Below are 24,264 nucleotides of genomic sequence, written 5' to 3'. Positions count from 1 at the left end.
TCACGACAATGCACCGCCTGCCAGTCCATGGCGGACGGTGCGTGGGGATCTTTCGATCCGCCGGCATTGGACAATGTATCCGGCACGCCAACCCGCACCGTCCGCCACCTTGCGTCTGCAGGTGGCCTCATCTGTGAGGTTGCTGCCATGCCCGACCTGCTTCCCGACTATCCCCGCCTGCATGCACTGCTCGGCGATGCCGTGCGCGATCTTCCCGATGCGCTGGCTGAAAAGATGGAGGACGCGCTCTGCGAGGCCGCAGAGTCCATTCCGCGCTCTGCGTTCCTCACCTTCCTGGATCGCCACGGCAAACAGCGTCGTGCCGACGGCGAGCCGTGGGCCGAGACCCGGTTAACGCCCGGGCGTGCCTTCGATCTGGCGCTGGCCACGCGCAGCGCATCCGGTATCACCGCCCTCAGCGCACTGCTGCATGCCGCGCATGTGGCAAGGGAGAATGACGATCCGGGCAGCTATCCGTCGGCGGCGCTGGTCGATGGCCTGTTCGATGCGTGCGAGGCGCTGTCGTTGCAGGTCGGCCGCTGCCTTGTTCCATGATTCGATTGCGTGATGACTGGGGCAGCGTGGACGGCGGTGTCAACACGAAGGATTGCGAGAGGCGTCGCATGCCCCACAGCTGTTGTCGCGCTCATGCCATCAGCAACGGATGCTGACAGTTCACCACTGGGGGCCTTGCAATGGCCGCTGCTGTTGCAGTCCAGTCGCCGCTAGCCCAGTCGCTGCAGCAGCTGAAGCGGTGAACCTTGAGAGCGGCAGGCGATAGCACAGCGGAAGCGGCGGGAGATCGATGCCTCGGCATGCGCGGACCCTGCCGATGCGGGTGACCTGAGGACAAAACCCGGGATACAACGATGCCCCTTCTGGAAAGGGGCATCGTAGAGGATTACGGCGCTGCTTTCGCCTGCCGTGGATCGGCAATGATCCGTGACGGCGATCCATACAGCACCAGGACCCGCATGCCGGTACTGAACACCGGATCGGGTCCCTGCACGACAGTCATCAGATTGCCGTTCTCCGTCTGCACCACGTACTCAAGGCCCTTGGCCTGCGAAAGCGCGCGTTCGGAAGCCGCACCGGCGATGGCACCCACCACCAGGCCACCGATGGCACCGATGGCCGCAGCCTGATCGCTGCCACCGATGGTGGAGCCGGCCACGCCGCCGGCGGCAGCCCCAGCAACGGCGCCACCTCCCTGTGAACCGTCAATACTGACCGCACGCACGCTGATGACCGTACCGCTGACGGTACGGTTGACCTGTCCCACCGCGCCGATGGAATAGCTGTCGGTGCGCACGTTGGGCGCGCAGGCCGTCAGCATCGCGGCAACCGATGCGGACAGCAGCACGCGCTTCACGGCGCTTCCTGCTTGTTCGGGAACATCGGCTTGGACACATCCACAGTTTCCAGGGCCTGCAGGAACTGGGCGATGTTGTTCTGTGCCGACCGGCTGATCGACTCACGGGCGCGGATCACACCGGCGAAAGCGTAGTTGAACGGAACTTCACCGGAGGCGCTGACATCCTGGGTATAGACGATACCACCGGTTGCGCGGTCAATCAGTTCGTAGCGGGCGATCGTCTTGGTGGTCATCGAAGCACCGAAGTTCGGGATATCGATGGCCAGGATCTTCACCGACAGGCTCAACTTGATTGGCGCGTCGTCACGGAACACGGCCATCTTGTTCAGCGCTTCGGTCAGCGCGTTCTGCCACATCTGCGGCACTTCGTGCTGGGCCTGTGCGGGAATCTTGCCCTTGGCCTCATCCGGACGTGCCAGCGTGACCGTCAGTGATTTCAGCTCGCCGTCAATCTTCTTGCTGCTGACCCCGACGTTCGGGACCGAGAAATTAAGCGGCGGATTGGTGGTGCAACCCACCAGCGACACAGCGATGATCGCTGCGAACAGGAACTTCTTCATCCATTTTCCCCTGTGATTGCGTTGGAACATCCATGGTGAATCGTGTGCTGGTCCGCAACGCTGATGCTGTGCTGCAATCGCGGCTGATGGCCGCCTGCGAGCGTGGCTGACTGCGCGCAAGAATAACGCAATTGCAGTGGATTGCAGTCCTGCTGCCTCGCATCAGGAACGTCGTGCCGGCAGGTGAGGCCGGTGGGCACGGGACTGCCCGGCTCAGAAGCTGTAGGCCGCCTGCACGTAAACCCGGCGCGGCTCGCCCGGGAAATGGCCATTGCGCTCGATGAACCCGCTGGCGGCATACACCTTGTCAAACACGTTCTTGACGTTGGCCTGGAACTGCCACTGCTTCCACGTAGTCTTCCAGCTCATGTCGAACACGGTGTAGGCCTTCACGTTCTGCCCGTCCAGGCTGATGCGCTCGCCGACATGGTCGGCACCGAAACCGATGGCCGAGTTCAGTGCAGGCAGGTCGTAACGCGTCCACAGGCCGAGCGTGTTGCGCGGTGCATTGGCGAAGCGGTCTCCGGAGGCATTGGTGATGCCGTTCGGGCCGGCATCCTTCACCCGTGCGTCGTTGTACGCGTAGGTGAGGTTCACCACCCAGCGATCGGTCACGTCGGCCAGCAGATCGAGTTCCATGCCGGTGCTGCGCACCAGGCCCAGAGCGGCGAGTTGGTTCACGCCTGCGATCACTTCGCCGGTGGCCTGCACGATGTTGCTGCGATCGATGCGGTAGGCCGCCATGTTCAGGGTCACACGCTCGGCCAGCAGCGACTTCATGCCCACCTCCCACTGCCTGCTGCGTTCGGCGTCGAACGGGCCGCCGGCAGCACGGTCCTGGTTGGCCGCGCTCTGTGGCACGAATCCACTGGCCACGTTCGCATACAGGTTCAACCCGTCGCGCACGGTGAAAGTGCTGCCCAGCCGCCAGCTGAGGTCGTGACCATCCACGCTGCTGCCGCCGAGGCGATCCTCGTCCTTGAAGCCATCCCAGCGCAGGCCGGCCAGCACATGCCAGCGCGTGCCCAGCGCAAGTTCGTCCTGCAGGTAGCCGCCGTAGCGTGTGCTGCGCGTCGAGGTGCTGCGCCAGGGCAGGGTAGCCAGAGCGTAGTCGTGCCAGGTGCTGGCGCCATACACTGGATTGAACAGGTCGATGCCACGCACCGGGCCGGCGCCGCGCGCGAGATCGGCGCTGTTGGCGGTCTGTGCGGTGAAGTCGGCGTCGAGCTGGTACACGTCAGCGCCGAACAGCACTTTATGCTCGATGCGGCCGGTACTGACCCGCCACACGGCATTCCCGTTGACGGTAAACGCCTCGTTGTCGCGGATCTGATTGCGCAGCTGGCGCGTCATCCACTCGGCCACGCCATCGCGATCGCGGTCGATCAGCCCCATCGGCTCGTGATACATCTGATGCTCGTTGTTGGTGAACCAGCGCGCGGCGAAATCCACATCCAGATTCGAGGCCGGCGTGAAGCGATACTGCGCCAGCGCGACCTTGGCGCGCATGTCGAGGAAGTCGCTGGCCTCGTTGTGGTTCCAGCGGCGGTCGGTCAGGAACGTACCTGCGTCATTCACCGGTACACCACGCAGGCGGTTGCCGCCCAGGTTCTGGGTGATGTCGGTGAACTGCAGGGTCAGCTCGCCGCTATCGCCCACATCGAAGGCCAACGATGCATCGCCGATCACGCTTTCGCTGTCTGTGTTCCAGCGCACGCCCTGCTCGGCGTCGCCGTACAGACCGGCGCGGTAGCGCACGCGGCCGGCCGCATCCAGGGGGCCGGTGGCCTCGACCGAGCCGGCGCGGAAATCCTCGTTGCCCAGCTGGACTTCGATGCGGCGCTCAGCCGTGGCCCGGGGTTTGCGGGTCACATAATTGATGACGCCGCCGGCATCACCACCGCCATACAGTGCGCCGGCCGGCCCCTTCAGCACCTCCACCCGCTCGATGTTGAACAGCTGGGGCACCGCGAAGCCCGCATACGGGTCTCCGCGCAGGCCGTCATAGAGCACGTTTTCCTGGCGGAACCCACGCAGGGTCACGCCCGCATAGCTGAAGAAACTGATGCCGCTGATGCTGCGGTACAGGTCGGTCACCTGGCGTGCGGCCTGGTCGTCGATCAGTTCGCGCGGCAGCACCTGGATGGACTGCGGTACCAGTTCCAGCGGCGTATCGGTGCGTGTGCCGACGGCGGCGTCATCCACACGGTACAGCGTCTGTGCGCGGCCACGCACCTCCACCTTGTCCAGCTCCTGTACGCGGCTGGGCGGGGCGTCGGCGGCGTATCCCGGGGCAGCCAGGGCCAGTGTCGTCGCCAGGCACAGAATGCCATGGCAGGGCAGAACGTGGGGCATGGGGGTATCCGATTTGATTGCAAATGAGAAAGATTAGCATTTGCAATGGTCGGCGCCCATCCCTCGATTGCGTTATGGACGGGCGGACGGATCCGTGCAGGGCGTGTCGGCCAGTGCCACCCGCACGCCGGTGGCGCCGCGCACGATCGGCGGCAGCATCGCCTGCTGCGGATCGCCGCCGCGGGACGGGACGCGCAGCGCCCGTTCGTAGGCGGCCACCAGCGGCGCCATCAGCATCGAGGCGCCCAGCCGCGCCAGGGCATCATCCGCGGGCTGCCCCGCCTGAGGTCAGGCGCAGCCCGCGCAGGGCTGCGCCGCCGTCTTTCAGAGACCCTTTTTCTTGCCGCTCAGGTCCAGCGGCTGGTCACTGCCTTTGCGCTCGCTCGACCAGACTTCGACGCCCTTGCTGCAGCGGCTTTCGCGGGCGGCAACCTCAGGTGGCAGGTCCTTCACATGCGGCGACTCCTGGCAGGCAGCGTGCATGGCCGAATCATCATAGGTGGCGCAGGCGCTGATCGAGGTGAATGCAAGGACACAGAGGGCGAAGCGGAGCAGGGGTTGCAGGATGCGCATGGGGGATCTCGAGAGGGCCGGTCTGGCCATCGAATTCAATCCGTGACCTGGCGCACGCGCAATCGGACTGGCGCCACTTGTTATTGAGTAACAATTGTGGAGATACTTGAGGATTGCCGGGCTGTCATCAGCCAATACAGATCAGGAACACCGTCGAAAGCGCGAGCATCAACACGAACACGCGCCGGCTCAAGGCCAGGCAGGTCAGGCAGGCCGCCAGGGCCCACGCTGCCAGCAGACCGCATCCCAGCAACCACAGCGCCACCGTCATCATCGAGCCTGCCGCAGCGGCGGACAGCGCAAAGGCCTTGAACAACGCCACGACCAGCACGCTGCCCAGCGCGCCGGCCCGCAAGGCAATCGCATCATGGCAGGTGGGGGAAAGCTGGCGGTGCATGAGGGCTGTATCGCGCTTGGGAGCTGGCGTGCGCAACTCTGCAACAACGCAGATCTACGCCGTGTGTTCGTCGCACCGCCAGCGCGCAGATGCCTTGATGAGCTCACCACGGCACGTGCGGGCTGCAGGTCAGCGCGCCGGTTGGGAGGCCAGCATGTCGCGCCCACGTGGGGTCAGGTCGATATCCGCATCTTCCGCCTGCACCGCCAGGCCTTCCTTCACGGCCCACGTCGCCGCATCGCTTCCTACAGGGCGCGCATCGGCAATCGCGCGCAGGATGGTGAACTGTTCTTCAGTCAACGGCATGGTACGTCCTCATACGCCGAGCAGGGGCGGCAGTTGCCAGTCCGAAAGGCGCGCATTGCTGATGGCCTGGTGGCAGCCACAGGCATCACAACGGAACAGCGTACCGCCCGGCAGGTGCAACAGGTTTGCATCCTGGGCGCAGGTGATCTCCGCACAATGACGGCATGATACGGTGAGCGAAATAATGCGCTCCACGTCGCCGGAAATAGTGAACGCGGCCTCGAAGGCGTGGATGGCGAAGTGGCCGGTGTCCGGCATGGTGTTCTCGGTTGCAGGCAGGTGTCTCCATCCTCGTTTTCCCACTGTGATGAGGCTGTCAGGCCGGCGCGGTGGCGAAGTCAACGAGGTGCGGTGCTACGCTCCAGGCCTGCGCATGCGGCTGGGATGGCATGCAGGCTGGCGTTTCCCTCACCGCTGGCAACGGAGTAGCCCGCAATGGACATCGAGCTGGACGGCAACCGAATCCACAGCGAGCGGGCATTCCACGAGACGCTGGCGTTCGCGCTGGGTGTCGAGCGCGGTTATGGGAACAATCTCGACGCCCTATGGGATCTGCTGAGTGCCAGCGTCGAGCGCCCGCTGCAGCTGACCTGGAGCGGCCATCAGGTTTCCAGGGAGGCGCTGGGGGCGCGCTTCCAGCAGATCGTCGATGTGCTTGAACGGGCGCAGCGCCAGGATGAGGCCATGGCACTGGGCGAACGCTTCAGCTATTGCCTGCGGTAGGTTCGGCGTGCAGCCGGTGCCAGCGCGGTGCTGCCTGTTGCCTCAAGAGCAACACCGTCGCCTGGGCGACGGCTGACGAACCGTGCGCAGTTCAGCGGCTGCCAGCGATGGCAACCCTGCGCTTCTCCAGCATCACCGACAGGCACCACAGCAGCAGGCCGCCGACCGCCGTCGCCGCACCTACGTAGCCGGTGCTGGCCGGGCTGAAGCCGGCGCTGATCGCCATGCCGCCCAGCCAAGGGCCGAGCGCATTGGCGGTGTTGAACGCCGCGTGGTTTGAGGCAGCGGCCAAGGTCTGCGCTTCACCCGCCACGTCCATCAGGCGCGTCTGCAACACGGCAGCCAGGGCGCCCATCGTACCCACGGTGATGATCATCGGGCCGATGGTCCACACCGATTGGGCAGCCAGCGGGTACAGCAGCAGCATCACGATCGACCACCCCAGCACCACCGCAGCGGCCTTGAAGTGGAACTTGTCGACCAGCCAGCCGCCTGCGATGTTGCCGATGATCGCGCCGATGCCGAACACGCCCACCGCCAGCGGCATCCACGACTCGGCCACGCCGGTCACCTGCACCAAGGTCGGTGCCAGGTAGGTGAACACGCAGAACATGCCGGCAAAGCCCACCGCGCCGATCGACAGCGCCAGCCACACCTGGGTGGTGTTGAACGCGCGCAGTTCGCGCATCGGCGAGGTCCGCACCTCGTCCGGATCGGGCAGCAGGAAGCGCGCGATCATCGCCACCGTGGCGATGGCCAGCACGCTGACCAGGGCGAAGGCGGTGCGCCAGCTCAGCTGCTGGCCCAGCCAGGTGGTCAGCGGATTACCGATCAGGATCGCCACCGACAGCCCCAACAGCACGCGCGACATCGCCTGGCCGCGCTGGCCGGCCGGGCTGATCGCAGCTGCCACCAGCATCGCCACGCCGAAGTAGGCGCCATGCGGCAGGCCAGCGACGAAGCGCGCCATCAGCATCGTGCCGTAGTTCGGTGCCAATGCACTGGCCAGATTGCCGACCGCATAGAAGCCCATCAGCGCCAGCAGCAGCCTGCGGCGCGGGAAGCTGGCGCCGACGAAGGCCAGAATCGGTGCGCCCACCACCACGCCGATGGCGTAAGCGCTGATCAGGTGGCCGACCTGTGTTTCGCTGATGGAAAGGCCACGGCTGATCTCCAGCATCAGGCCCATGCTGGCGAACTCGCTGGTGCCGATCGCAAAACCGCCCAATGAGAGGGCGAGGATGATCAGGCTGCGCTGGCGCGGCGTCAGCCGAGCGGCCAGGGGGGAATTGGGGCTCATGCGGGGGCAAAGGGGCGGGGAAGCGTCCCATTCTACTGTTGCATTGCAGCAGGGATCAGCGCCCGCTGCCAAGAATCAGCGTTTGGCAAACCGCGACGACCGCTCTCCAGGTCCGTTCAGGTCCGCGAATGCATGGTGCGCCAGATCATGAATGCCTCCGGTTCCATCTGTGCTTCCAGTTCGGCGAATACAAGATCGCGTGCCTTGATCAAGGCAGCTTGGTGGGCGGGCAGGTCGCAGTCGGTGCTGCTCCGGCCGGTGGTCGCACGTACCAACTGTTCCAGTGTGCGGGCGGCTTCCATCATCTGCTGCAGGCGCTGTCGCGGTGAGGCGGGAGACCCCGTCTTCTGTGGCGACCGGCGTTCGCCCAGCTCTGCCAGCGCGGCGCTGTATTTTTCCTGCAGACGCCCGGCCAATTCGGGATCAAGCAGCCGCAGACGCTGTGGATCGGCGTTGTCGGCGATATCGGCCAGTTTGACTTTCAGCGCCAGTGGATGCTGGCGGATGTTTGCGTAGTAGTGCGCAGCATCCGGCGCGCTCTGGCGGCTGAGCAGGGTGACCGCATCGTGGATCGGCTGCGGGAAATCCCGTACCCGGTCGGCGAACTGCGGGCAGTCTTCGACCACATCATGCAGCCAGGCTGCAGCCTTGGCTGCGTCATCGTCGTGGATCGCCGCTGCAACCCGCGCCACATGCTCGATATAGGGTCGGCCAGCTTTGTCCCGTTGACTGGCGTGGGCTTCGGTGGCCAATGCGCGTGCCTGTGCAACCCAGTCCATGTATGTGTCCAGCAGTGGGAGGCTTGATTATCGCCCAGCTTCATTGCCGGGCGTTGACCTGGCGCAGGCCGCTGGCTAACGTAGCGCCGTCCGTGGCCTGCTGGTGCCTGCCGAATGTGGTCCTGCACATGGCCTGGATGCGCTGCATTGAGCGAGGTGCCCTTTGATCTACACCATTCGCAGTGAAATGCCACGCGACATCTCCGGCGTGCACGCGCTGACCCGCGCAGCCTTCGCCACGGCGAGGCATGGCAGCCACACCGAGCATCACATCGTCGACGCATTGCGTGAGCGTGGCGAGCTGAGCATCTCGCTGGTGGCAGAGGATGCGGGCCAGCTGATCGGTCATGTCGCGTTGTCTCCGGTCGACGTACAGGACGGCAGCGAGGGCTGGTTCGGGCTGGGCCCGGTTTCGGTGCTGCCGGAACGGCAGGGGCGTGGCGTGGGAACCGCCTTGGTGCAGGCCGCGATCGAGGCGTTGCGCGCGCAGGGGGCGCGCGGATGCGTACTGTTGGGCGAGCCGGGCTTTTACGGGCGTTTTGGCTTTCGTGCCGTGCCGGACCTGCTGTTGCCGGGCGTGCCGGCGGAGTATTTCCAGGCCTTGTGCCTGCAGCCACCGATGGCGCAGGGCGAGGTGCGGTACTCGTCGGCGTTCGAGGCGGTTGGCTGATCGGAGTAAGGCCGGCGCGCTGGACGCTGGTCAGCCTTGATGGCGCAGATGGATGAGTGGATACGGACGGCCCTGCGAGTCCATTGGTGAGTGGCCTGTTTCGGCGAAACCCATGCGCCGATAGAAGCCCACGGCCTGCGCATTCTGCGCGTTGACGTCGGTGGTCAGTTGCGGATGCAGGGCCAGCGCATGCAGCAGCAACTGGCGGCCGATGCCGGTTCCGCGCACGTCCGGATCGATGAACAACGCTTCCATGTGCGAGCCCTCGATCAGCATGAAGCCCTGTGGCTGGTCCTGGTCGCCAACGGCCACGACCATCGAAGCCTGCGGCAGGAAACCGGCAACCTCAGTATCGATTGCCTGGCGGTCTTCGGTACTGAGGAAGTCATGGGTGGCATCGACGGCCCGACGCCAGAGATCGACGAGAGCCTCGCCATCAGAGGCGCGGGAGGGGCGCAGGGTGGTCATGGAATCGGCCAAGGTGCTTCGGAATACCTGGATTGTACCGGTGTGACACCCGCAGACAGAAAGCCCCGCCGAAGCGGGGCTTTGGGCATCACTGTTGCGGCGCATTACTGCACGCTGCTGCCGGACACTGCCGGAAAGCCGATGACTTCGCCATTGCCGGTGCAGGCCAGCGTGATCTTCCGTCCCTGCTCCAGGCTGGCAGCCACGGCCCGGCAACGCTGCTGCAGCGTTGGCCCGGCGCAGCACGGCGCATCCAGGCGGCGGAACCAGCAAAAGGCCTGCGCTACACTACGCGCGCGCTCATTCCTTGAATCCGAGAAACGCCATGACTGATACCTTGGGCGTGCCGGTGCACGATGTCGACGAGAGCTGGATGCGCCACGCATTGGCATTGGCCGAACGTGCGCAACGCGAGTTTGACGAGATTCCGGTCGGCGCGGTGCTGGTGGGAGCCGACGGCCAGCTGCTGGGCGAGGGCTGGAACCTCAACATCGCCTCGCACGACCCCAGCGCGCATGCCGAGATCGTGGCCATGCGCGAGGGCGGGCGGATGCTGGCCAATCACCGCCTGATCGGCAGCACCCTGTATGTCACCCTGGAGCCGTGCGCGATGTGCGCGATGGCGATCGTGCACGCACGCGTGGCGCGCCTGGTCTATGGCGCCAGCGACCCCAAGACCGGCGCCTGCGGCAGCGTGTTCGATCTGGTCGGTGATGCCCGCCACAATCATCGGGTCGAGGTCCATGCCGGTGTGCTGGCCAAGGAAGCGGGCAACCGCCTGACCAATTATTTCAGGGCCAAGCGTGGCAAGCCGCCGCTGCTGCTGGAGGACCACGCTGGCGAGGGCTGAGTGGCGAAAGGGTATGATGGCCGCCACTTCCCTTTACCGGCCGGCCTCGTGCCTGCCCAGCAACGAGGCGACACGATGGCAGAGAACGGCGCGGCCAACGAACGGCTGATCTGGATCGACCTGGAAATGACCGGGTTGGATACCGACAACGATTCGATCATCGAGATCGCCACCGTGGTCACCGATGCCCAGCTCAACGTGCTGGCCGAGGGCCCGGAGTTCGCCATCCACCATCCGCTGGAAACGCTGGAAGCGATGGACGAGTGGAACCGCAACCAGCATCGTCGTTCGGGCCTGTGGCAGCGCGTCATCGACAGCACCACCACGCTTGGCCAGGCCGAAGCGCAGACCGTGGCCTTCCTGGCGCAGTGGATTCCAGCCGGCGTGTCACCGATGTCGGGCAATTCGATCTGCCAGGACCGCCGCTTCCTGCACCGGCAGATGCCGCGGCTGGAGAAATACTTCCATTACCGCAACCTGGACGTGTCCACGGTGAAGGAACTGGCCAAGCGCTGGGCGCCAAGCGTGGCTGCGGGCGTGGGCAAGACCAGCAGCCACACCGCACTGAGCGATGTGCACGATTCGATCAACGAACTGCGCCATTACCGCCAGTTCATGGGCGCGCTGTCGGGGCTGCCGACCCCGTGAGGGGCACTGCCGGCCGCTGGCCGGCAATCGCCTGATCCCCAGCGGCGGTGCAGGGTTGTCGTGCAGCGGCCGGCACCACCCTGCGTTCAACTCCATGGCGCTAAGATCGGCCGCATGAACGAGCCCATCCTGCTGCCCCGCGATATCGCCCACGACGCTGGTGACTGGTCTGACCTGCAGCGGGCGGTCGCGCTGCTGGAAGCCCCCACGATCACCGCGCGCATGGCCAACCTGGTCGGGACGCCGCTGGAGTTCGCGGTGAAGGCACTTCCCACCTCGGTGTCCAACCGCATCCACGGTGCGGTGCAGGCGGCGTTGTCCAGATCCGTGCAGGCCGCGCTTTGGAGCATGGGCAACACCCCGGGCAAGGGCGCCTCGACGCGTTGGCACAAGCTGGCGGCGGCGACGTCCGGTGCGGTGGGTGGGGCGTTCGGTTTCGCTGCGCTGTTCATCGAGCTGCCGGTGTCGACCACGATCATGATGCGCGCGGTAGCCGACGTCGCCCGCAGTGAAGGCTTCGATCTATCGCAGTCAAGCACCCGCCAGGCCTGCCTGGAGGTGTTCGCACTGGGCGGCAATTCGCCGCGCGACGATGCCAGCGAGACCGGCTACTACCTCGCCCGTGGCTTCACCACCGATGTCATGCGCCACCTCTCGGCCGAACTGGCCGGGCGCGTGGTGACCGGGCGTGACCTGACCCTGGGCGTGGCGCCGAAGGAAGCCGGCAAGCTGCTGGCCAAGCTGGTGGAAAAGGTCGCCGCCCGTTTCGGCGTGGTGGTCACCGAGAAGTTTGCCGCGCAGGCGGTACCAATCGTCGGTGCGGCGGCCGGCGCGACGCTCAACACCATGTTCACCGACTACTACCAGGACATGGCCCGCGGCCATTTCATCGTGCGCCGGCTGGAGTTGAAGTACGGCGAAGATGTCGTGCGCGCCTGCTATGACCGTGTCGCCCACGGCGGGGCGTTGATCGAGCCGACGTTGTAACGATGGGGTCGGAGCCCTTTCCTGCGGAAAGGGATCCGACCCCGACCGCCGCAGGGAGGGCTCTGACCCTTGCCTGCCAGGCACAACTGTTTTGCGCGGACGCGCCTGTTGCGCGCGCAGCGCCATCCCCATCCTTGCCGGCAATCCCCGCAAGAGAGTGCCGCCATGTTGTTCACCCCCACCGCCTGGGCGCGCTGACGCTGCCCAACCGTATCGTGATGCCGCCGATGACCCGCTCGCGTGCGGCGGCCGGCAATGTTGCCACCGCGCAGATGGCCGAGTACTACGCCCAGCGCGCTGGTGCCGGGCTGATCGTCAGCGAGGGCACCCAGATCAGTCCGCAGGGCCAGGGCTATGCTTGGACCCCGGGCATCCACAGCGACGAACAGGTTCAGGGCTGGCGCAGGGTCACCGATGCCGTGCACGCAGCCGGTGGGCGCATCTACGCCCAGCTCTGGCATGTTGGCCGTGTCTCCCATGTGGCCCTGCAACCGGACGGCGCGGCGCCGGTCTCTTCTTCGGCACTGCTGGCCGAAGGTGTGAAGGTCTTCGTTGACCCGACCGGCGCCGGTCCGGAATCCGGCGTGGGCGAAATGATCCAGCACTCGATGCCGCGCGCACTGGGCGAGGACGAGATTCCGGGCATCGTGGCCGACTATGCACAGGCCACGCGCAATGCCTTGGCTGCCGGCTTCGATGGCGTCGAACTGCACGGCGCGAACGGCTACCTGATCAACCAGTTCATCGACTCGCAGGCCAACCAGCGTACCGACGGCTATGGTGGCGCGCTGCGCAATCGCCTGCGCTTCCTGCGCGAGGTGGTGCAGGCGGTGGTTGATGTCGCTGGCGGCGAGCGGGTCGGCGTGCGTCTGGCGCCGCTGACCACGCTGCAGGGGGCGGTGGATGACACGCCGCAGGCGACCTATCTGGCTGCCGCGCACCTGCTGGGCGAGCTGGGTGTGGGGTACCTGCACATCGCCGAGGCCGACTGGGACGATGCCCCGTTGATGCCGGTCGCGTTCAAGCAGGCGCTGCGGATGATCTATCCGGGCACGTTGATCTACGCCGGCAAGTACACCGCCGAGCGTGCCGCGCAGGCGCTTGTGGAGGGCTGGGCTGACCTGATCGGCTTTGGTCGGCCGTTCATCGCCAATCCCGATCTGCCCGAGCGCCTGCGCAGCGGCGCGGTGTTGAATTCGCCCGATCGCGCGACGTACTTCGGTGGTGGCGCGGTGGGATTCACCGACTATCCGGTGCTGGAAGAAAGCGTCGCGGTTTGATCCCGGAGGCTGCCGGCCAGCGGCCGGCACTACCCGGGTGCGCGGGGTGGGTAGTGCCGGCCGTTGGCCGGCATCCCCGGGACGGATCAGGGCTTGTCACGCACCAGTGCGTCGGCCTCGACCACGCCACCGTCCTTGCCATGCAGGTACAGGTGCATGTCCTGCTGCGGATACGGGATGTTGATGCCGGCCTTGTCGTAGCCCAGCTTGATCTGTTCGAGCAGGGTGACCTTGGTGCCGAAGTGATCGGCCGACTTCACGTAGCAGCGGATGCCCAGATTGATCGCGTGCGCACCCAGCTCGTACACCACCACGTCCGGCGCCGGCGTCTGCAGCACGCGCGGGTCGGCCTTCATCAGGGCCAGTGCGGTATCACGCGCCAACTGGATGTTGTCTTCGTAACCGATGCCCACCACCAGCTCGACGCGGCGGGTGGGCTCTGCGGTGAGGTTGATGATCGGTGCGGCGGTGATCAGCGTGTTCGGAATGGTGGTGTGCTGGTTGTCCGCGCCGGTGATCACGGTCTGGAAAATGCGTACCTCGCGAACCGTGCCGGTCTGCCCGGCGATGGTCACCACATCACCCACGCGGAACGGACGCAGGGTCACCAGCATCACGCCCGAAGCAATGTTCGACAGCGAATCCTTCAGCGCCAGGCCAACGGCGAGGCCGGCGGTACCGAGCACGGCCAGCAGCGGAGTGATCTGCACGCCCAGCGTACCGATGGCCAGGATCACCACGATCACCAGCGAGGCCGCGTAGACCACGTTGCGCAGGAAGCTGCCCAGCATCGGGTCCACGCCCATGCGCGAGGTGGCGCGCGGCATGGCATTGGACAGCCGTCGTGCCAGCCACATGCCGACCAGCAGCACCACGATCGCGGCCAGCAACGGCACGCCGTAGGTCTCCAGCAGGCGTTCCCAGTCGAGTGAGCGGAACCAGGACGTCGTGGCGGGGGAGGGTGGGGCAGCGGCGATCATGCGGACTCCTTTGCAACGGGAACAGGTGCGACGGGAACATGGCGTACGCGGACGCCAGAAACAGCAAGCCCCGCAGAGGCGGGGCTTGCGTGCAGCTTCAGTATGGGCAGGCGTCGATGAAAGCGACGTCAGCCGTCACATGTCAACCCTTGGCCTTCAACTTGGCCAGGCGCAACCAGGTATCGACCACGGTGTCCGGATTCAACGACACCGACTCGATGCCTTCCTGCATCAGCCATTCGGCCAGATCCGGATGATCGGACGGGCCCTGGCCGCAGATGCCGACGTACTTGCCCTTGGCCCGTGCCGACTTGATCGCCATCGACAGCAGCTTCTTCACCGCCGGGTTCCGCTCATCGAACAGGTGCGCCACGATCGACGAATCGCGGTCCAGGCCGAGGGTCAGCTGGGTCAGGTCGTTGGAACCGATCGAGAAGCCGTCGAAGATCTCCAGGAACTCATCGGCGAGCAGTGCGTTGGACGGCACTTCGCACATCATGATGATCTTCAGGCCGTTCTCGCCCTGCTTCAGGCCGTTCTGGGCCAGCACCTCGACCACCTTGCGGCCTTCTTCCAGGGTGCGCACGAACGGGATCATGACCCACAGGTTGTCCAGGCCCATCTCGTTGCGCACGCGCAGCACGGCCTTGCACTCCAGCGCGAAGGCGGCCGAGAAGCTCGGATCGACGTAACGGCTGGCGCCGCGGAAGCCGATCATCGGGTTCTCTTCGTGCGGCTCGTAGTTGCTGCCGCCGATCAGGTTGGCGTACTCGTTGGACTTGAAGTCCGACAGGCGCACGATCACCGGGTTCGGCGCGACCGAGGCGGTCAGGGTGGCGATGCCTTCAGCCAGACGGTCCACGTAGAAGCCGACCGGGTCGGAATAACCGGCGATCTTCTCGTCGATCTTCTTCTTCGTCGCCGCATCCTGGCGGTCGTATTCCAGCAGCGCGTTGGGGTGGATGCCGATGTGGCTGGCGATGATCATTTCCAGACGCGCCAGGCCGATGCCCGCGTTCGGCAGCTGGCCGAAATCGAAGGCGCGTTCCGGGTTGGCCACGTTCATCATGATCTTCAACGGTGCCGGCGGCATGTTGCCCAGATCGGTGGTGGTGCGTTCGAAGCCGAGCTTGCCTTCGTAGATGAAGCCGGTATCGCCTTCAGCGCAGCTGACGGTGACCAGCTGGCCATCCTCGATGACCTTGGTGGCGTTGCCCGAACCGACCACGGCCGGCACGCCCAGCTCGCGCGCGATGATCGCCGCGTGGCAGGTACGGCCGCCGCGGTTGGTGACGATTGCCGATGCACGCTTCATCACCGGCTCCCAATCGGGATCGGTCATGTCGGCGATCAGCACGTCGCCCGGCTGCACGCGGTTCATGTCTTCCAGCGTCTTCACCACGCGCGCCACGCCGGCACCGATCTTGGCGCCCACGGCGCGGCCTTCGGCGAGAACGTTGCCGCCCTTTTCGGTCAGCGCGAAACGCTCGATCTGGGTGGCATGGCTGCGCGACTTCACGGTCTCCGGGCGCGCCTGCACGATGAACAGCTTGCCGCTGACACCGTCCTTGGCCCACTCGATGTCCATCGGGCGGCCGTAGTGCTTTTCGATGGTCAGCGCCTGGCGCGACAGTTCGGCTACGTCTTCATCGTTGATCGAGAAGGTGCTGCGCAGTTCGGCCGGGGTGTCCTCGATCCTGACGCGCTCTCCGGGGACATCCGAGTACACCATGCGGATCGCCTTGCTGCCGAGCGAGCGGCGCAGGATCGCCGGCTTGCCGGCCTGCAGGGTGGGCTTGTAGACGTAGAACTCGTCGGGGTTGACCGCGCCCTGCACGACCATTTCGCCCAGGCCGAACGAGGAGGTGACGAACACCACGTCGCGGAAGCCGGATTCGGTGTCCAGGGTGAACAGCACGCCGGACGCGCCCACGCCCGAACGCACCATCAGCTGCACGCCCGCCGACAGGAACACGTCTTCGTGCTTGAAGCCGTGGTGCACGCGGTAGGCGATGGCACGGTCGTTGTACAGCGAGGCGAACACTTCCTTGACCTTGTGCACGACATCGTCGGCACCGGTGACGTTGAGGAAGGTTTCCTGCTGGCCGGCGAAGGAGGCGTCGGGCAGATCTTCGGCGGTGGCCGAGGAACGCACGGCCACGGCCACGTCGCCGCCGCCGTTGTCGGCGCTCAGCTTGGCGTAGGCGCTGCGGATGTCCTGGTCCAGCTGCGGCTGCAGCGGTGCATCGATCACCCAGCCGCGGATTTCCTTGCCGGCTGCGGTCAGCGCATTGACGTCCTCGACGTCCAGCGTGGCCAGCTTGTCGAAGATGCGCTTGGACAGGTCGTTGTGCGCGATGAAGTCCTTGAAGGCTTCAGACGTGGTCGCATAACCTCCAGGAACGGAGACGCCCAGACCGGCCAGATTGCCGATCATCTCGCCCAGCGAGGAATTCTTGCCGCCCACGCGGGCCAGGTCGGCCAGACGCAGTTCGTGCAACCACAGGATGTTCTCGTTCAAGCGCGATGCTCCGTTTGGCCATCGCCCGAGGCGGGCTGAATGGCCGCGTCCGTAGGAAGAAGTCGATATGATGCCGGGCAGACCACCGTCGGCACAAGCTTGTGTTGGCGGCCCTTTTAGGCTTCGTAGGGGGTAAATGCGCGCATGTCGACCATCCGTCCGGTGTTCTACGTTTCCGATGGAACCGGTATCACCGCTGAAACCATTGGGCATAGCCTGTTGACCCAGTTCTCCGGGTTCAGCTTCATTACCGACCGGATGTCATTTGTCGATGACCCCGAAAAAGCCCGCGAAGCCTGTGCCCGGATCCAGGCGGCGGGGGAGCGCTACCAGGTCCGGCCGATCGTGGTGAACTCCTGTGTGGACCAGAGCCTGAGCCTGATCCTGGCCGAAAGCGGGGCGCTGATGCTGGATGTGTTCGCCCCGTTCATCGAGCCGCTGGAGCGCGAACTGTCCAGCTCGCGCCTGAACCGGGTCGGCCAGGCCCACGGCATGGTCGACTTCGATACCTACCACCGGCGCATCAACGCGATGAACTTCGCGCTGACCCACGATGATGGCATCGCGGTGAATTACGACGACGCCGACGTGATCCTGGTGGCGGTGTCGCGGGCGGGCAAGACGCCTACCTGCATCTACCTGGCCCTGCATTACGGGGTGCGCGCGGCCAACTACCCGTTGACCGACGAGGATCTGGAGAGCGACCGCCTGCCGCCCCGGCTGCGCAACTACCGGCGCAAGCTGTTCGGCCTGACCATCGACCCGGACCGCCTGCAGCAGATCCGCCAGGAGCGCCGGCCCAATTCGCGCTACGCCAACCTGGACACCTGCAAGCGCGAGGTGGCCGCAGCGGAGGTCATGTTCCAGATGGAACGCATCCCGACCCTCAGCACCACCCACACCTCGATCGAGGAGATCTCCAGCAAGGTGCTCGGCACGCTGGGGCTGCAGCGCGAACTGTATTGACGGGGCGCCACGACCAACGGTCGTGGCCCACCTGCGCGGTGGGTATCGAGCGTTGGTCGATACGGGGCCCCTTTGGCCGGGACCGATCTGTCCCCACGTTGAAGGGCCAACGTGTAGGATCAACCCATGGCCCGAGCATTGCCCCGTACCGAGCGCATTCCCCGCCTGAGCCGGCTGAGCTGGCTCATGGGGCTCTACGCAGAGAACTATCGTCACCTGGTGCGCCTGTTCGCGCCGGCCGAGCTGGTGGCGGGAAGCTACGTCTCTTCGGTGGGTGATGGCCTGGACGTGCGCCTGGACGTGATCGAATGCCACCGCTACACGGTGGAGCTGCGCCTGACCTATGACCTGGCCGACCCGGTGACCGGCGAACCGGACCCATCGGCCTTCGTCCGCCTGTACCGGGACGCGCGCCAGGCCGAGACCACCCACTGCTACGTCGGCCGCCGCTGGCAGGACACGATGGGCCTGTACCCACCGCCGGCCGAGCTGATCAGCCATCGCATGCGGATGAACACCTTCCTCGGCAAATGGCTGGAATACCTGGCCGAACGCGGCCATGGCGTGGCTACCCTGCGCCGTGATCCCGACGGCATCACTGCCGGTGCCGGCGACCGTCGCCTGTCGCTGGTGCGTTGATCGGCCATAATCCACGGCTGACCCGCCGCCGGATTCGCACATGCCGTATACCCCGATCGTCGCCACCCTGGGCTATGTGCTCTCGCCCGATCGCCGCCAGGTGCTGATGATCCACCGCAATACCCGGCCGGGCGACCACCACCTGGGCAAGTACAACGGCCTGGGCGGCAAGGTCGAGCCGACCGAGGACGTTGCCGCCGGCATGCGCCGCGAAATCGCCGAGGAAGCCGGCATCGACTGCACGGCCATGCGCCTGCGCGGCACCATCAGCTGGCCGGGTTTCGGCAAGCATGGTGAGGACTGGTTCGGTTTCGTGTTCGTCATCGACAGCTTCGAGGGTGCCCCGCACGGCGGCAATCACGAAGGCACCCTGGAGTGGGTGGACGTGGACAAGCTCGACCAGCTGCCGATGTGGGAGGGCGACCGCAACTTCCTGCCGCTGGTGTTCGATGCCGATCCGCGCCCGTTCCACGGAGTGATGCCTTACCGGGATGGGCGCATGCAGAGCTGGTCCTTCAGCCGGCTGTGAGGCATTCCGGAGGCCGCTGCGCTCGCCGGGCATGGCCCGGCGCTACCCATCCGGCGCAGCCTCGGTAGCGCCGGGCCATGCCCGGCGGGGAGAGCTTCAGCGCCGCTGCGCCAGCAGCAGATGGAAGTGCTTTTCCCGCTGGTGGCCGTCATTGCCGGCCTTGCATTCGCGATGCGAGCGCCACGCCGTGACGGTGAAACCGGACACCCGCAGCGCCAGCTCCACCGCATCCAGCTCATGCAGCTCAAAGTCCTCGGCAAAGGGCAGGGTGCGCATGAATCCGGCATCGCCGAAGGCCAGGCATAGCCGGCCGCCGCGATGCAGCACGCGCGCCAGTTCATCCAGTACCGGAGCCAGGTGCGGCCAGAAGTACAGGGTGTTGACCGCCAGCGCAGCGTCGACGCAGGCATCAGCCAAGGGCAGGGCATGGGCATCGCCCTCGCACAACGCGGCTCGCCCGGCCAGTCCTCTGGCGGCAAGCTGCCGGTTGCCGGCGTCGACCATGGAAGCGGACAGCTCAACGCCCAGGTAGCGACTGCCGCTGGCCTGCAGCAGCAATGGCGCGAAGGCGGCGTTACCTGGGCCGATCTCCAGGACCTGTTCTCCGGCAGCGACGGCCAGCAATGCGATCGCTGCCTGGTTGAGGGCGCCGTTGCTGCGGTTCATCGATTCGCCCACGGCCAGCGCGGCCTCGCCATGGGGCTGCCGCAACTGCGCGGCCAGGGTGCGTGCATCCAGCACCAACATCGTCCGTCGGTAAGGAGTCGGACGTGGCGGCGGCGGGTCCGCCGCAGACCATAGCGCCAGCCGATGGGCTTGGGAAGTAGGGGGACCCCGGCTTCAGGTGATGAGGAAATGTCCAGCGTCGCAGTCAGTGAGAACCAGTTGTCCACAGGGGGTGTGGATTACGCGTGGGCAACTTTGTGGATAAGCCCTGACAGACGCCACCCCCCTAGGCTGTCAAGATGGGTGGCGAAAAATTCGCCGCCGGTGAGGATCGGTGAGTGACGGGTGAAGGCCGTGGGCAGGCCACGCTGTTGCCGGTAGCGGCGCTCGCGGTACCCTGTGAGCCTTGATGCCCCGTGAGACTTCATGAAACGTCACTTCTCGATGCTGCGCGAGTTCCATCTGGCGGACTGGTTCACCTTGGCCAACGCTTTCTGCGGCACCGGCGCGGTGTTTGCCGCGATGCGTTTCCTGCAGGATGGCGAGCGCGGCTACCTGCTGTTCGGCATGGCGCTGATCCCGCTGGCTTTCATTTTCGACGCGCTGGACGGCCGCATCGCGCGCTGGCGCAAATCCAGTTCGACCCTGGGCCGCGAGCTCGACTCGCTGTCGGACGTCATCTCCTTCGGGGTCGCACCCGCAGCGCTGGCCTATGCCTGTGGCATGCAGGGGGGCTGGGACTGGCTGGTGTTGAGCTACTTCGTCTGCTGCGGCGTCAGCCGCCTGGCCCGATACAACGTGACCGCCGAGGCGATGAGCGGTGACGAAGGCAAGGTGAAGTACTTCGAGGGAACACCGATTCCCACCAGCCTGGCGCTGGTGATCGTGCTGGCGATCGCCGCCGGCACCGATGCCATCGGCCGCGACCTGTGGCTGGGCCAGTGGCAGATCGGTCCCTGGCAGCTGCATCCGCTGGTGCTGCTGTTCGCGCTGTCCGGGTCGCTGATGATCAGCAAGACCCTGCGCATTCCCAAGCCATGACCCAGCCCTGCGGAGGAGCGCGATGACCAGCTCGGCCAACGACCCCGGCAGCAGCGATTTCGAGACCCTGGCCCGCCAGTACTTCGGCGCCTGGGGGGATGCCCTGCGCCATGCCGCCGTGCCGGGAACGCCCGCTGGTGATGACCCGGGCAACTGGAAGCGCCTGTTCGACTGGTGGGGTCAACTGCTGCCCGGGACCGGTGCTGCCGCGCCGGAAGAGGCGGTGCGGCGCTTCCGCGAACAGGCTGGCAGCTGGTACGGCACCATGCAGGAAGTCGCTGCACGCTTTGCCGGCCGCGATGCCAGCAGTGCCGAGGTCGCCCAGGCCTGGCGTGAAGCGGTGAAGGGGCAGGGCGACGGCATGCTGCAGTGGATGCTGCAGGGGGCCCGCGGCAGCACCCATGTGGACGCTGCGCCGCCCGAGTTCACGGCATGGTTCCAGCAGTTGCAGACGCTGGCTGGCCCTTGGCTGCAGAGCCCGGCGTTCGGGCCCGGCCGCGAGCACCACGCGCGGTGGCAGGCCCTGCTGCGCGCGCAGGAGGAGTACCAGCAGCATTCGCAGGCCTATGTCGAGCAGATCAAACAGGCACTGGAAGAGGCGTTCGACCTGTTCGAGCGGCGCCTGGCCGAACACGAGCAGCCCGGCAGCCAGCTGACCAGCGCCCGGGCGATGTTCGATCTGTGGATCGAAGTGGCCGAGGAGGCCTACGCCAAGGTCGCCATGTCCGAGCCGTTCCAGCAGGTGTATGCCTCGCTGGGCAACGCACAGATGCGCCTGCGCGCAGGCCTGCAGCGCGAGGTTGAACAGATGAGTGAACGCATCGGCCTGCCCACCCGCAGCGAGATGGATGCCGCCCACCGTCGCATTGCCGAGCTCGAGCGCAGCCTGCGCCGGGTGCAGGCACAGGTGGCGGCGCTTGCCGGTACCGATGCCGTCGATCCGGTTGCCCAGCCAGCGCCTGCCAAGGTCAAGCCCGTCGCGCGCAAGCCTGCAGCGAAGAAGGCTGCTGCGAAGAAAGCTGCTGCGAAGAAAGCGCCAGCGAAGAAGGCCACCACCCGCGCGACCACGCGGAAGTCGTAAGCCATGAAAGGACCGCTGGGCTTCAACGCCGATGACCTGATGCAGGAGACCTTGGCCATGCAGCGCAAGCTGATGGAAGGGTTGAAGCTGTTGCCGCAGGTGGAGGATGTCGACTATGGCGCCACCGCCCGCGAAGAAGTCTGGCGCGATGGCAAAGTGGTGCTGTATCGCTTCGTCGGCGAGAACGCGCCGGTGCGGCGCACACCGCTGCTGATCGTGTACGCACTGGTCAACCGCCCGTACATGGTGGACCTGCAGGCCGATCGGTCGCTGGTGCAGAAGCTGCTGGCATTGGGCCAGGACGTCTATGTGCTGGACTGGGGTTATCCGGATCGTTCCGAACGCTACCAGACGCTTGAGGACTATCTGCTGCGCTACATCGATGGCGCGGTGGATGCGCTGCGCGCGCGCTGTGGTGGAACGGTCAACATGCTCGGCATCTGCCAGGGCGGCGTGTTCGCCCTGTGCTACGCCGCACTGCGGCGGCAGAAGCTGGGCAACCTGATCACCATGGTCACCCCGGTCGACTTCCAGACCGCCGACAACATGCTGTCGCACTGGGCACAGCAGGTGGATGTGGATCTGCTGGTGGATACGCTGGGCAACATCCCGGCCGATCTGATGAATGCCAGCTACCTGATGCTCAAGCCATTCCGCCTGAACGTGCAGAAGTACGTGGGCCTGCTCGACATCCTCGATGACAAGGCCGCGCTGGAGGATTTCCTGCGCATGGAAAAGTGGATCTTCGACTCGCCGGACCTCGCGGGTGAAGCCTTCCGCGAGTTCATCAAGCAGTTCTACCAGGGCAACGGCCTGGTCAACGGCACCGTGCGCATCGGCGAAGAGGCGGTGGATCTGTCGCAGGTGACCCTGCCGGTGCTGAACATCTACGCCGAACAGGATCATCTGGTGCCACCGGATGCATCGCGCGCGATGCGTGGCCGGCTGGGCACGCAGGACTACACCGAATCCAGTTTCCGCGGTGGGCACATCGGCATCTACGTCTCCGGCCGCGCGCAGCGCGAAGTGCCGGCGACCATCGACAATTGGTTGAAGGAACGCACAGCATGAAGTACTCCCCTCTGCTCGCGCTAGCTCTGGCCCTGGTGCCAGGTGTTGCCGGCGCTGCACCGAGCGCCGATGCGCGCCGCGAGATCGCGCAGTTGATCGGAAGCCTGGATGGCTCCCAATGCCAGTTCCAGCGCAATGGCAGCTGGTACGGTCCGGCCGATGCACGTTCCCACCTGCAGCGCAAGTACGACTACCTGCTGAAGAAGGACATGGTCGACACTGCCGAGCAGTTCATCGAACGTGCGGCGAGCCAGAGCAGCATGAGTGGCAAGGCGTACCGGATCCGCTGCCCCGGCCAGCCCGAACAGACCTCCGCGGCGTGGTTCGGCGCCCGCCTGCAGGCGTTGCGCCAACGCACGCCGTAGACACGGCAGGCGCTACAGTGGCCGCAGCCAGTCAGCCGGGAGACCTCGCCATGAACGCTGTGCCGCGCACCCTGTCGCGCTCGCTGAACGACCGCATGATTGCCGGGGTGATGGGCGGCATCGCCCATCGTTTCGGCTGGAACCCGACCCTGGTGCGGGTGCTGTACGTGGTGGTCTCGCTGGCGTCGGCCGCCTTCCCCGGCATCCTGGTCTACCTGCTGCTGTGGCTGCTGATCCCCAACGAGGCGGATTGAACACCGCGTCCCGGCCCTGGCCGATCTGGCTGCGCGCGCTGCAGGTGCTGGGCGCGCTGTGGACCGTGCCCAATACCCTGATCGGCCTGCTTGGCGGTCTGGCCGGGTTGCTGGGTGGTGCGAAGATGCGCTGGAGCGGTCGTGATTGCGCGGTGGTTTTCGATCACTGGCCCTGGGGCCCGGGCGGAGCGATCACCTTGGGCAACGTGATCCTGCACACCGGCCACGATCTGGGCATGTGCTGCCGTACCTACGCGCATCAGGCGGGGTGGGGCGTGGAGCCGTTGATCCGGCTGGATGACCATGAGCGTGCGCATGTGTACCAGTATCTGGTGCTGGGGCCGCTGTACCTACCGGTGTATCTGCTGTGTGGTGGTGTCAGTGCGCGTAATCCGTTCGAGCGTGCGGCCGATCATTACGCGCGGTTCGGGCACGGCTGGTGGCCGTAGATTCCAGCCAACGGCGCAGCCCCTCGTGGGTGGGTCGCGAAATGCGATTCATGTGATTGGGCCGGGCGGGGTGGGTTCGCGGGACACGCCGTAAACCCGTCCCTGGGGCTCGATGGCGCCATCCATGGCGCCAACGGTCCCGCGAACCCACCCCGCCCGACCCCTGACAGCTTCCGCGCGCATCCAGCCACGGAGAAGAAAGAGAACAGCAAGAGCGGGTCGCGCGCTGCGCTTGCTCGTATAGAGCCGAGCATGGGCTCGGCTCTACAGGAAACGGCCGGCCAGGCCGCTTTTGCTTTTGATCTTCTTTTTCTTTTCCGTGGGTGGCAGACCGCAGAAATCTGTCAGAGGGCGGTCGGGTTGGGTTCGCGGGGGTGTCCGCGGCATGGATGCCGCGGCCAAGCCTCCAGGGACGGATTCACGGCGTCCCC

Annotated in this window: 30 protein-coding genes; 16 read left to right on the top strand and 14 right to left on the bottom strand. The window is 65.8% G+C overall.

Annotation, left to right across the window (positions count from 1 at the left end; translation table 11 throughout):
• The first annotated feature begins 147 nt into the window (after positions 1-147).
• Positions 148-555, top strand: a complete 408-nt coding sequence (locus D0Y85_RS12735) for a hypothetical protein (RefSeq protein WP_117310727.1) — start codon at positions 148-150, stop codon at positions 553-555.
• A 346-nt stretch (positions 556-901) separates the two neighbouring features.
• Here D0Y85_RS12735 and D0Y85_RS12730 read toward each other — a convergent pair whose 3' ends face one another.
• The 8 genes from D0Y85_RS12730 to D0Y85_RS12705 form a co-directional block, all read right to left on the bottom strand.
• Positions 902-1,372, bottom strand: a complete 471-nt coding sequence (locus D0Y85_RS12730) for a hypothetical protein (RefSeq protein WP_117310726.1) — start codon at positions 1,370-1,372, stop codon at positions 902-904.
• Positions 1,369-1,935, bottom strand: coding sequence for a UDP-N-acetylglucosamine acyltransferase (locus tag D0Y85_RS12725; RefSeq protein ID WP_117310725.1), 567 nt, complete (start codon positions 1,933-1,935; stop codon positions 1,369-1,371). The genes D0Y85_RS12730 and D0Y85_RS12725 overlap by 4 nt, the downstream gene beginning before the upstream one ends.
• Positions 1,936-2,148: 213 nt before the next feature.
• Positions 2,149-4,290, bottom strand: coding sequence for a TonB-dependent siderophore receptor (locus D0Y85_RS12720; RefSeq protein ID WP_117310724.1), 2,142 nt, complete (start codon positions 4,288-4,290; stop codon positions 2,149-2,151).
• A 72-nt stretch (positions 4,291-4,362) separates the two neighbouring features.
• Positions 4,363-4,521, bottom strand: a complete 159-nt coding sequence (locus tag D0Y85_RS20590; protein WP_205420711.1) for a hypothetical protein — start codon at positions 4,519-4,521, stop codon at positions 4,363-4,365.
• 93 nt (positions 4,522-4,614) lie between these two features.
• Positions 4,615-4,863, bottom strand: a complete 249-nt coding sequence (locus tag D0Y85_RS12715) for a hypothetical protein (protein WP_117310723.1) — start codon at positions 4,861-4,863, stop codon at positions 4,615-4,617.
• A 127-nt stretch (positions 4,864-4,990) separates the two neighbouring features.
• On the bottom strand, positions 4,991-5,260 hold the full coding sequence (locus D0Y85_RS12710) for a hypothetical protein (protein ID WP_117310722.1): 270 nt from the start codon (positions 5,258-5,260) through the stop codon (positions 4,991-4,993).
• A gap of 129 nt (positions 5,261-5,389) precedes the next feature.
• Complete coding sequence (locus D0Y85_RS20585; protein ID WP_162887669.1) at positions 5,390-5,566, bottom strand: hypothetical protein; 177 nt, start codon at positions 5,564-5,566, stop codon at positions 5,390-5,392.
• 9 nt (positions 5,567-5,575) lie between these two features.
• The gene (locus D0Y85_RS12705) at positions 5,576-5,824 is read right to left on the bottom strand and encodes a hypothetical protein (RefSeq protein ID WP_117310721.1); all 249 of its coding nucleotides are present in this window, start codon (positions 5,822-5,824) and stop codon (positions 5,576-5,578) included.
• A gap of 177 nt (positions 5,825-6,001) precedes the next feature.
• Between D0Y85_RS12705 and D0Y85_RS12700 the strand changes: the two genes are divergently transcribed.
• Positions 6,002-6,289, top strand: a complete 288-nt coding sequence (locus D0Y85_RS12700) for a barstar family protein (protein WP_117310720.1) — start codon at positions 6,002-6,004, stop codon at positions 6,287-6,289.
• Positions 6,290-6,380: 91 nt separating this feature from the next.
• On the opposite strand, the gene D0Y85_RS12695 is transcribed toward D0Y85_RS12700, so the two are convergent.
• Together D0Y85_RS12695 and D0Y85_RS12690 are read right to left on the bottom strand one after the other, a co-directional pair.
• Positions 6,381-7,589, bottom strand: coding sequence for an MFS transporter (locus D0Y85_RS12695; RefSeq protein ID WP_117310719.1), 1,209 nt, complete (start codon positions 7,587-7,589; stop codon positions 6,381-6,383).
• Between the two features lie 116 nt (positions 7,590-7,705).
• The gene (locus D0Y85_RS12690) at positions 7,706-8,368 is read right to left on the bottom strand and encodes an HD domain-containing protein (RefSeq protein WP_117310718.1); all 663 of its coding nucleotides are present in this window, start codon (positions 8,366-8,368) and stop codon (positions 7,706-7,708) included.
• A 163-nt stretch (positions 8,369-8,531) separates the two neighbouring features.
• Between D0Y85_RS12690 and D0Y85_RS12685 the strand changes: the two genes are divergently transcribed.
• Complete coding sequence (locus D0Y85_RS12685) at positions 8,532-9,038, top strand: N-acetyltransferase (protein WP_117310717.1); 507 nt, start codon at positions 8,532-8,534, stop codon at positions 9,036-9,038.
• Between the two features lie 30 nt (positions 9,039-9,068).
• Here the strand turns inward: D0Y85_RS12685 and D0Y85_RS12680 are convergent, their stop codons facing one another.
• On the bottom strand, positions 9,069-9,506 hold the full coding sequence (locus tag D0Y85_RS12680; RefSeq protein ID WP_117310716.1) for an acetyltransferase: 438 nt from the start codon (positions 9,504-9,506) through the stop codon (positions 9,069-9,071).
• A 325-nt stretch (positions 9,507-9,831) separates the two neighbouring features.
• Here D0Y85_RS12680 and tadA point away from each other — a divergent pair, with 325 nt between their 5' ends.
• The 4 genes from tadA (at position 9,832) to D0Y85_RS12660 (ending at position 13,271) form a co-directional block, all read left to right on the top strand.
• Entirely contained in the window at positions 9,832-10,356 is a 525-nt protein-coding gene (gene tadA, locus D0Y85_RS12675; RefSeq protein WP_099820643.1) for a tRNA adenosine(34) deaminase TadA, read from the top strand.
• Positions 10,357-10,431: 75 nt separating this feature from the next.
• Positions 10,432-11,004, top strand: coding sequence for an oligoribonuclease (gene orn / locus D0Y85_RS12670; RefSeq protein WP_117310715.1), 573 nt, complete (start codon positions 10,432-10,434; stop codon positions 11,002-11,004).
• 114 nt (positions 11,005-11,118) lie between these two features.
• Positions 11,119-11,991 (top strand): EcsC family protein, encoded by an 873-nt coding sequence (locus D0Y85_RS12665; protein WP_117310714.1) that lies wholly within the window; start codon positions 11,119-11,121, stop codon positions 11,989-11,991.
• Between the two features lie 218 nt (positions 11,992-12,209).
• The gene (locus D0Y85_RS12660) at positions 12,210-13,271 is read left to right on the top strand and encodes an alkene reductase (protein ID WP_240329241.1); all 1,062 of its coding nucleotides are present in this window, start codon (positions 12,210-12,212) and stop codon (positions 13,269-13,271) included.
• Between the two features lie 86 nt (positions 13,272-13,357).
• Here the strand turns inward: D0Y85_RS12660 and D0Y85_RS12655 are convergent, their stop codons facing one another.
• Together D0Y85_RS12655 and ppsA are read right to left on the bottom strand one after the other, a co-directional pair.
• A complete protein-coding gene (locus D0Y85_RS12655) occupies positions 13,358-14,251 on the bottom strand; it encodes a mechanosensitive ion channel domain-containing protein (protein ID WP_025879264.1) in 894 nt (297 codons plus the stop codon).
• A gap of 142 nt (positions 14,252-14,393) precedes the next feature.
• Positions 14,394-16,772, bottom strand: a complete 2,379-nt coding sequence (gene ppsA / locus D0Y85_RS12650) for a phosphoenolpyruvate synthase (RefSeq protein WP_093819147.1) — start codon at positions 16,770-16,772, stop codon at positions 14,394-14,396.
• 144 nt (positions 16,773-16,916) lie between these two features.
• Here ppsA and D0Y85_RS12645 point away from each other — a divergent pair, with 144 nt between their 5' ends.
• The 3 genes from D0Y85_RS12645 (at position 16,917) to D0Y85_RS12635 (ending at position 18,906) form a co-directional block, all read left to right on the top strand.
• The gene (locus tag D0Y85_RS12645; RefSeq protein WP_025879262.1) at positions 16,917-17,738 is read left to right on the top strand and encodes a pyruvate, water dikinase regulatory protein; all 822 of its coding nucleotides are present in this window, start codon (positions 16,917-16,919) and stop codon (positions 17,736-17,738) included.
• A gap of 126 nt (positions 17,739-17,864) precedes the next feature.
• On the top strand, positions 17,865-18,377 hold the full coding sequence (locus D0Y85_RS12640) for a DUF1249 domain-containing protein (protein WP_117310713.1): 513 nt from the start codon (positions 17,865-17,867) through the stop codon (positions 18,375-18,377).
• 40 nt (positions 18,378-18,417) lie between these two features.
• A complete protein-coding gene (locus D0Y85_RS12635; protein WP_093819148.1) occupies positions 18,418-18,906 on the top strand; it encodes an 8-oxo-dGTP diphosphatase in 489 nt (162 codons plus the stop codon).
• 96 nt (positions 18,907-19,002) lie between these two features.
• Here the strand turns inward: D0Y85_RS12635 and D0Y85_RS12630 are convergent, their stop codons facing one another.
• Positions 19,003-19,653 carry a class I SAM-dependent methyltransferase gene (locus tag D0Y85_RS12630; protein WP_117310712.1) on the bottom strand — a complete coding sequence of 217 codons (651 nt, stop codon included), beginning with the start codon at positions 19,651-19,653 and terminating at the stop codon, positions 19,003-19,005.
• 345 nt (positions 19,654-19,998) lie between these two features.
• Here D0Y85_RS12630 and D0Y85_RS12625 point away from each other — a divergent pair, with 345 nt between their 5' ends.
• The 6 genes from D0Y85_RS12625 to D0Y85_RS12600 are packed head-to-tail and all read left to right on the top strand — an operon-like array spanning position 19,999 to position 23,833.
• Entirely contained in the window at positions 19,999-20,613 is a 615-nt protein-coding gene (locus D0Y85_RS12625; RefSeq protein WP_049467510.1) for a phosphatidylcholine/phosphatidylserine synthase, read from the top strand.
• Positions 20,614-20,635: 22 nt separating this feature from the next.
• Entirely contained in the window at positions 20,636-21,694 is a 1,059-nt protein-coding gene (phaE, locus tag D0Y85_RS12620; protein ID WP_117310711.1) for a class III poly(R)-hydroxyalkanoic acid synthase subunit PhaE, read from the top strand.
• 3 nt (positions 21,695-21,697) lie between these two features.
• Entirely contained in the window at positions 21,698-22,765 is a 1,068-nt protein-coding gene (locus D0Y85_RS12615; protein WP_117310710.1) for a class III poly(R)-hydroxyalkanoic acid synthase subunit PhaC, read from the top strand.
• Positions 22,762-23,130: a YfeK family protein gene (locus tag D0Y85_RS12610; RefSeq protein WP_117310709.1), complete on the top strand. Its 369-nt coding sequence runs from the start codon at positions 22,762-22,764 to the stop codon at positions 23,128-23,130. Before D0Y85_RS12615 ends, D0Y85_RS12610 begins: the two co-directional genes overlap by 4 nt.
• 50 nt (positions 23,131-23,180) lie before the next feature.
• Entirely contained in the window at positions 23,181-23,384 is a 204-nt protein-coding gene (locus D0Y85_RS12605) for a PspC domain-containing protein (protein WP_025879254.1), read from the top strand.
• The gene (locus D0Y85_RS12600; RefSeq protein WP_025879253.1) at positions 23,381-23,833 is read left to right on the top strand and encodes a hypothetical protein; all 453 of its coding nucleotides are present in this window, start codon (positions 23,381-23,383) and stop codon (positions 23,831-23,833) included. Before D0Y85_RS12605 ends, D0Y85_RS12600 begins: the two co-directional genes overlap by 4 nt.
• Positions 23,834-24,264 lie beyond the last annotated feature (431 nt).

It is taken from the genome of Stenotrophomonas sp. G4 (genome assembly GCF_003428825.1).
Lineage (GTDB): Bacteria > Pseudomonadota > Gammaproteobacteria > Xanthomonadales > Xanthomonadaceae > Stenotrophomonas > Stenotrophomonas indicatrix.
The sequence above is the reverse complement of the archived record's forward strand: the minus strand, read 5'-3'. Positions and strand labels throughout refer to the sequence as shown.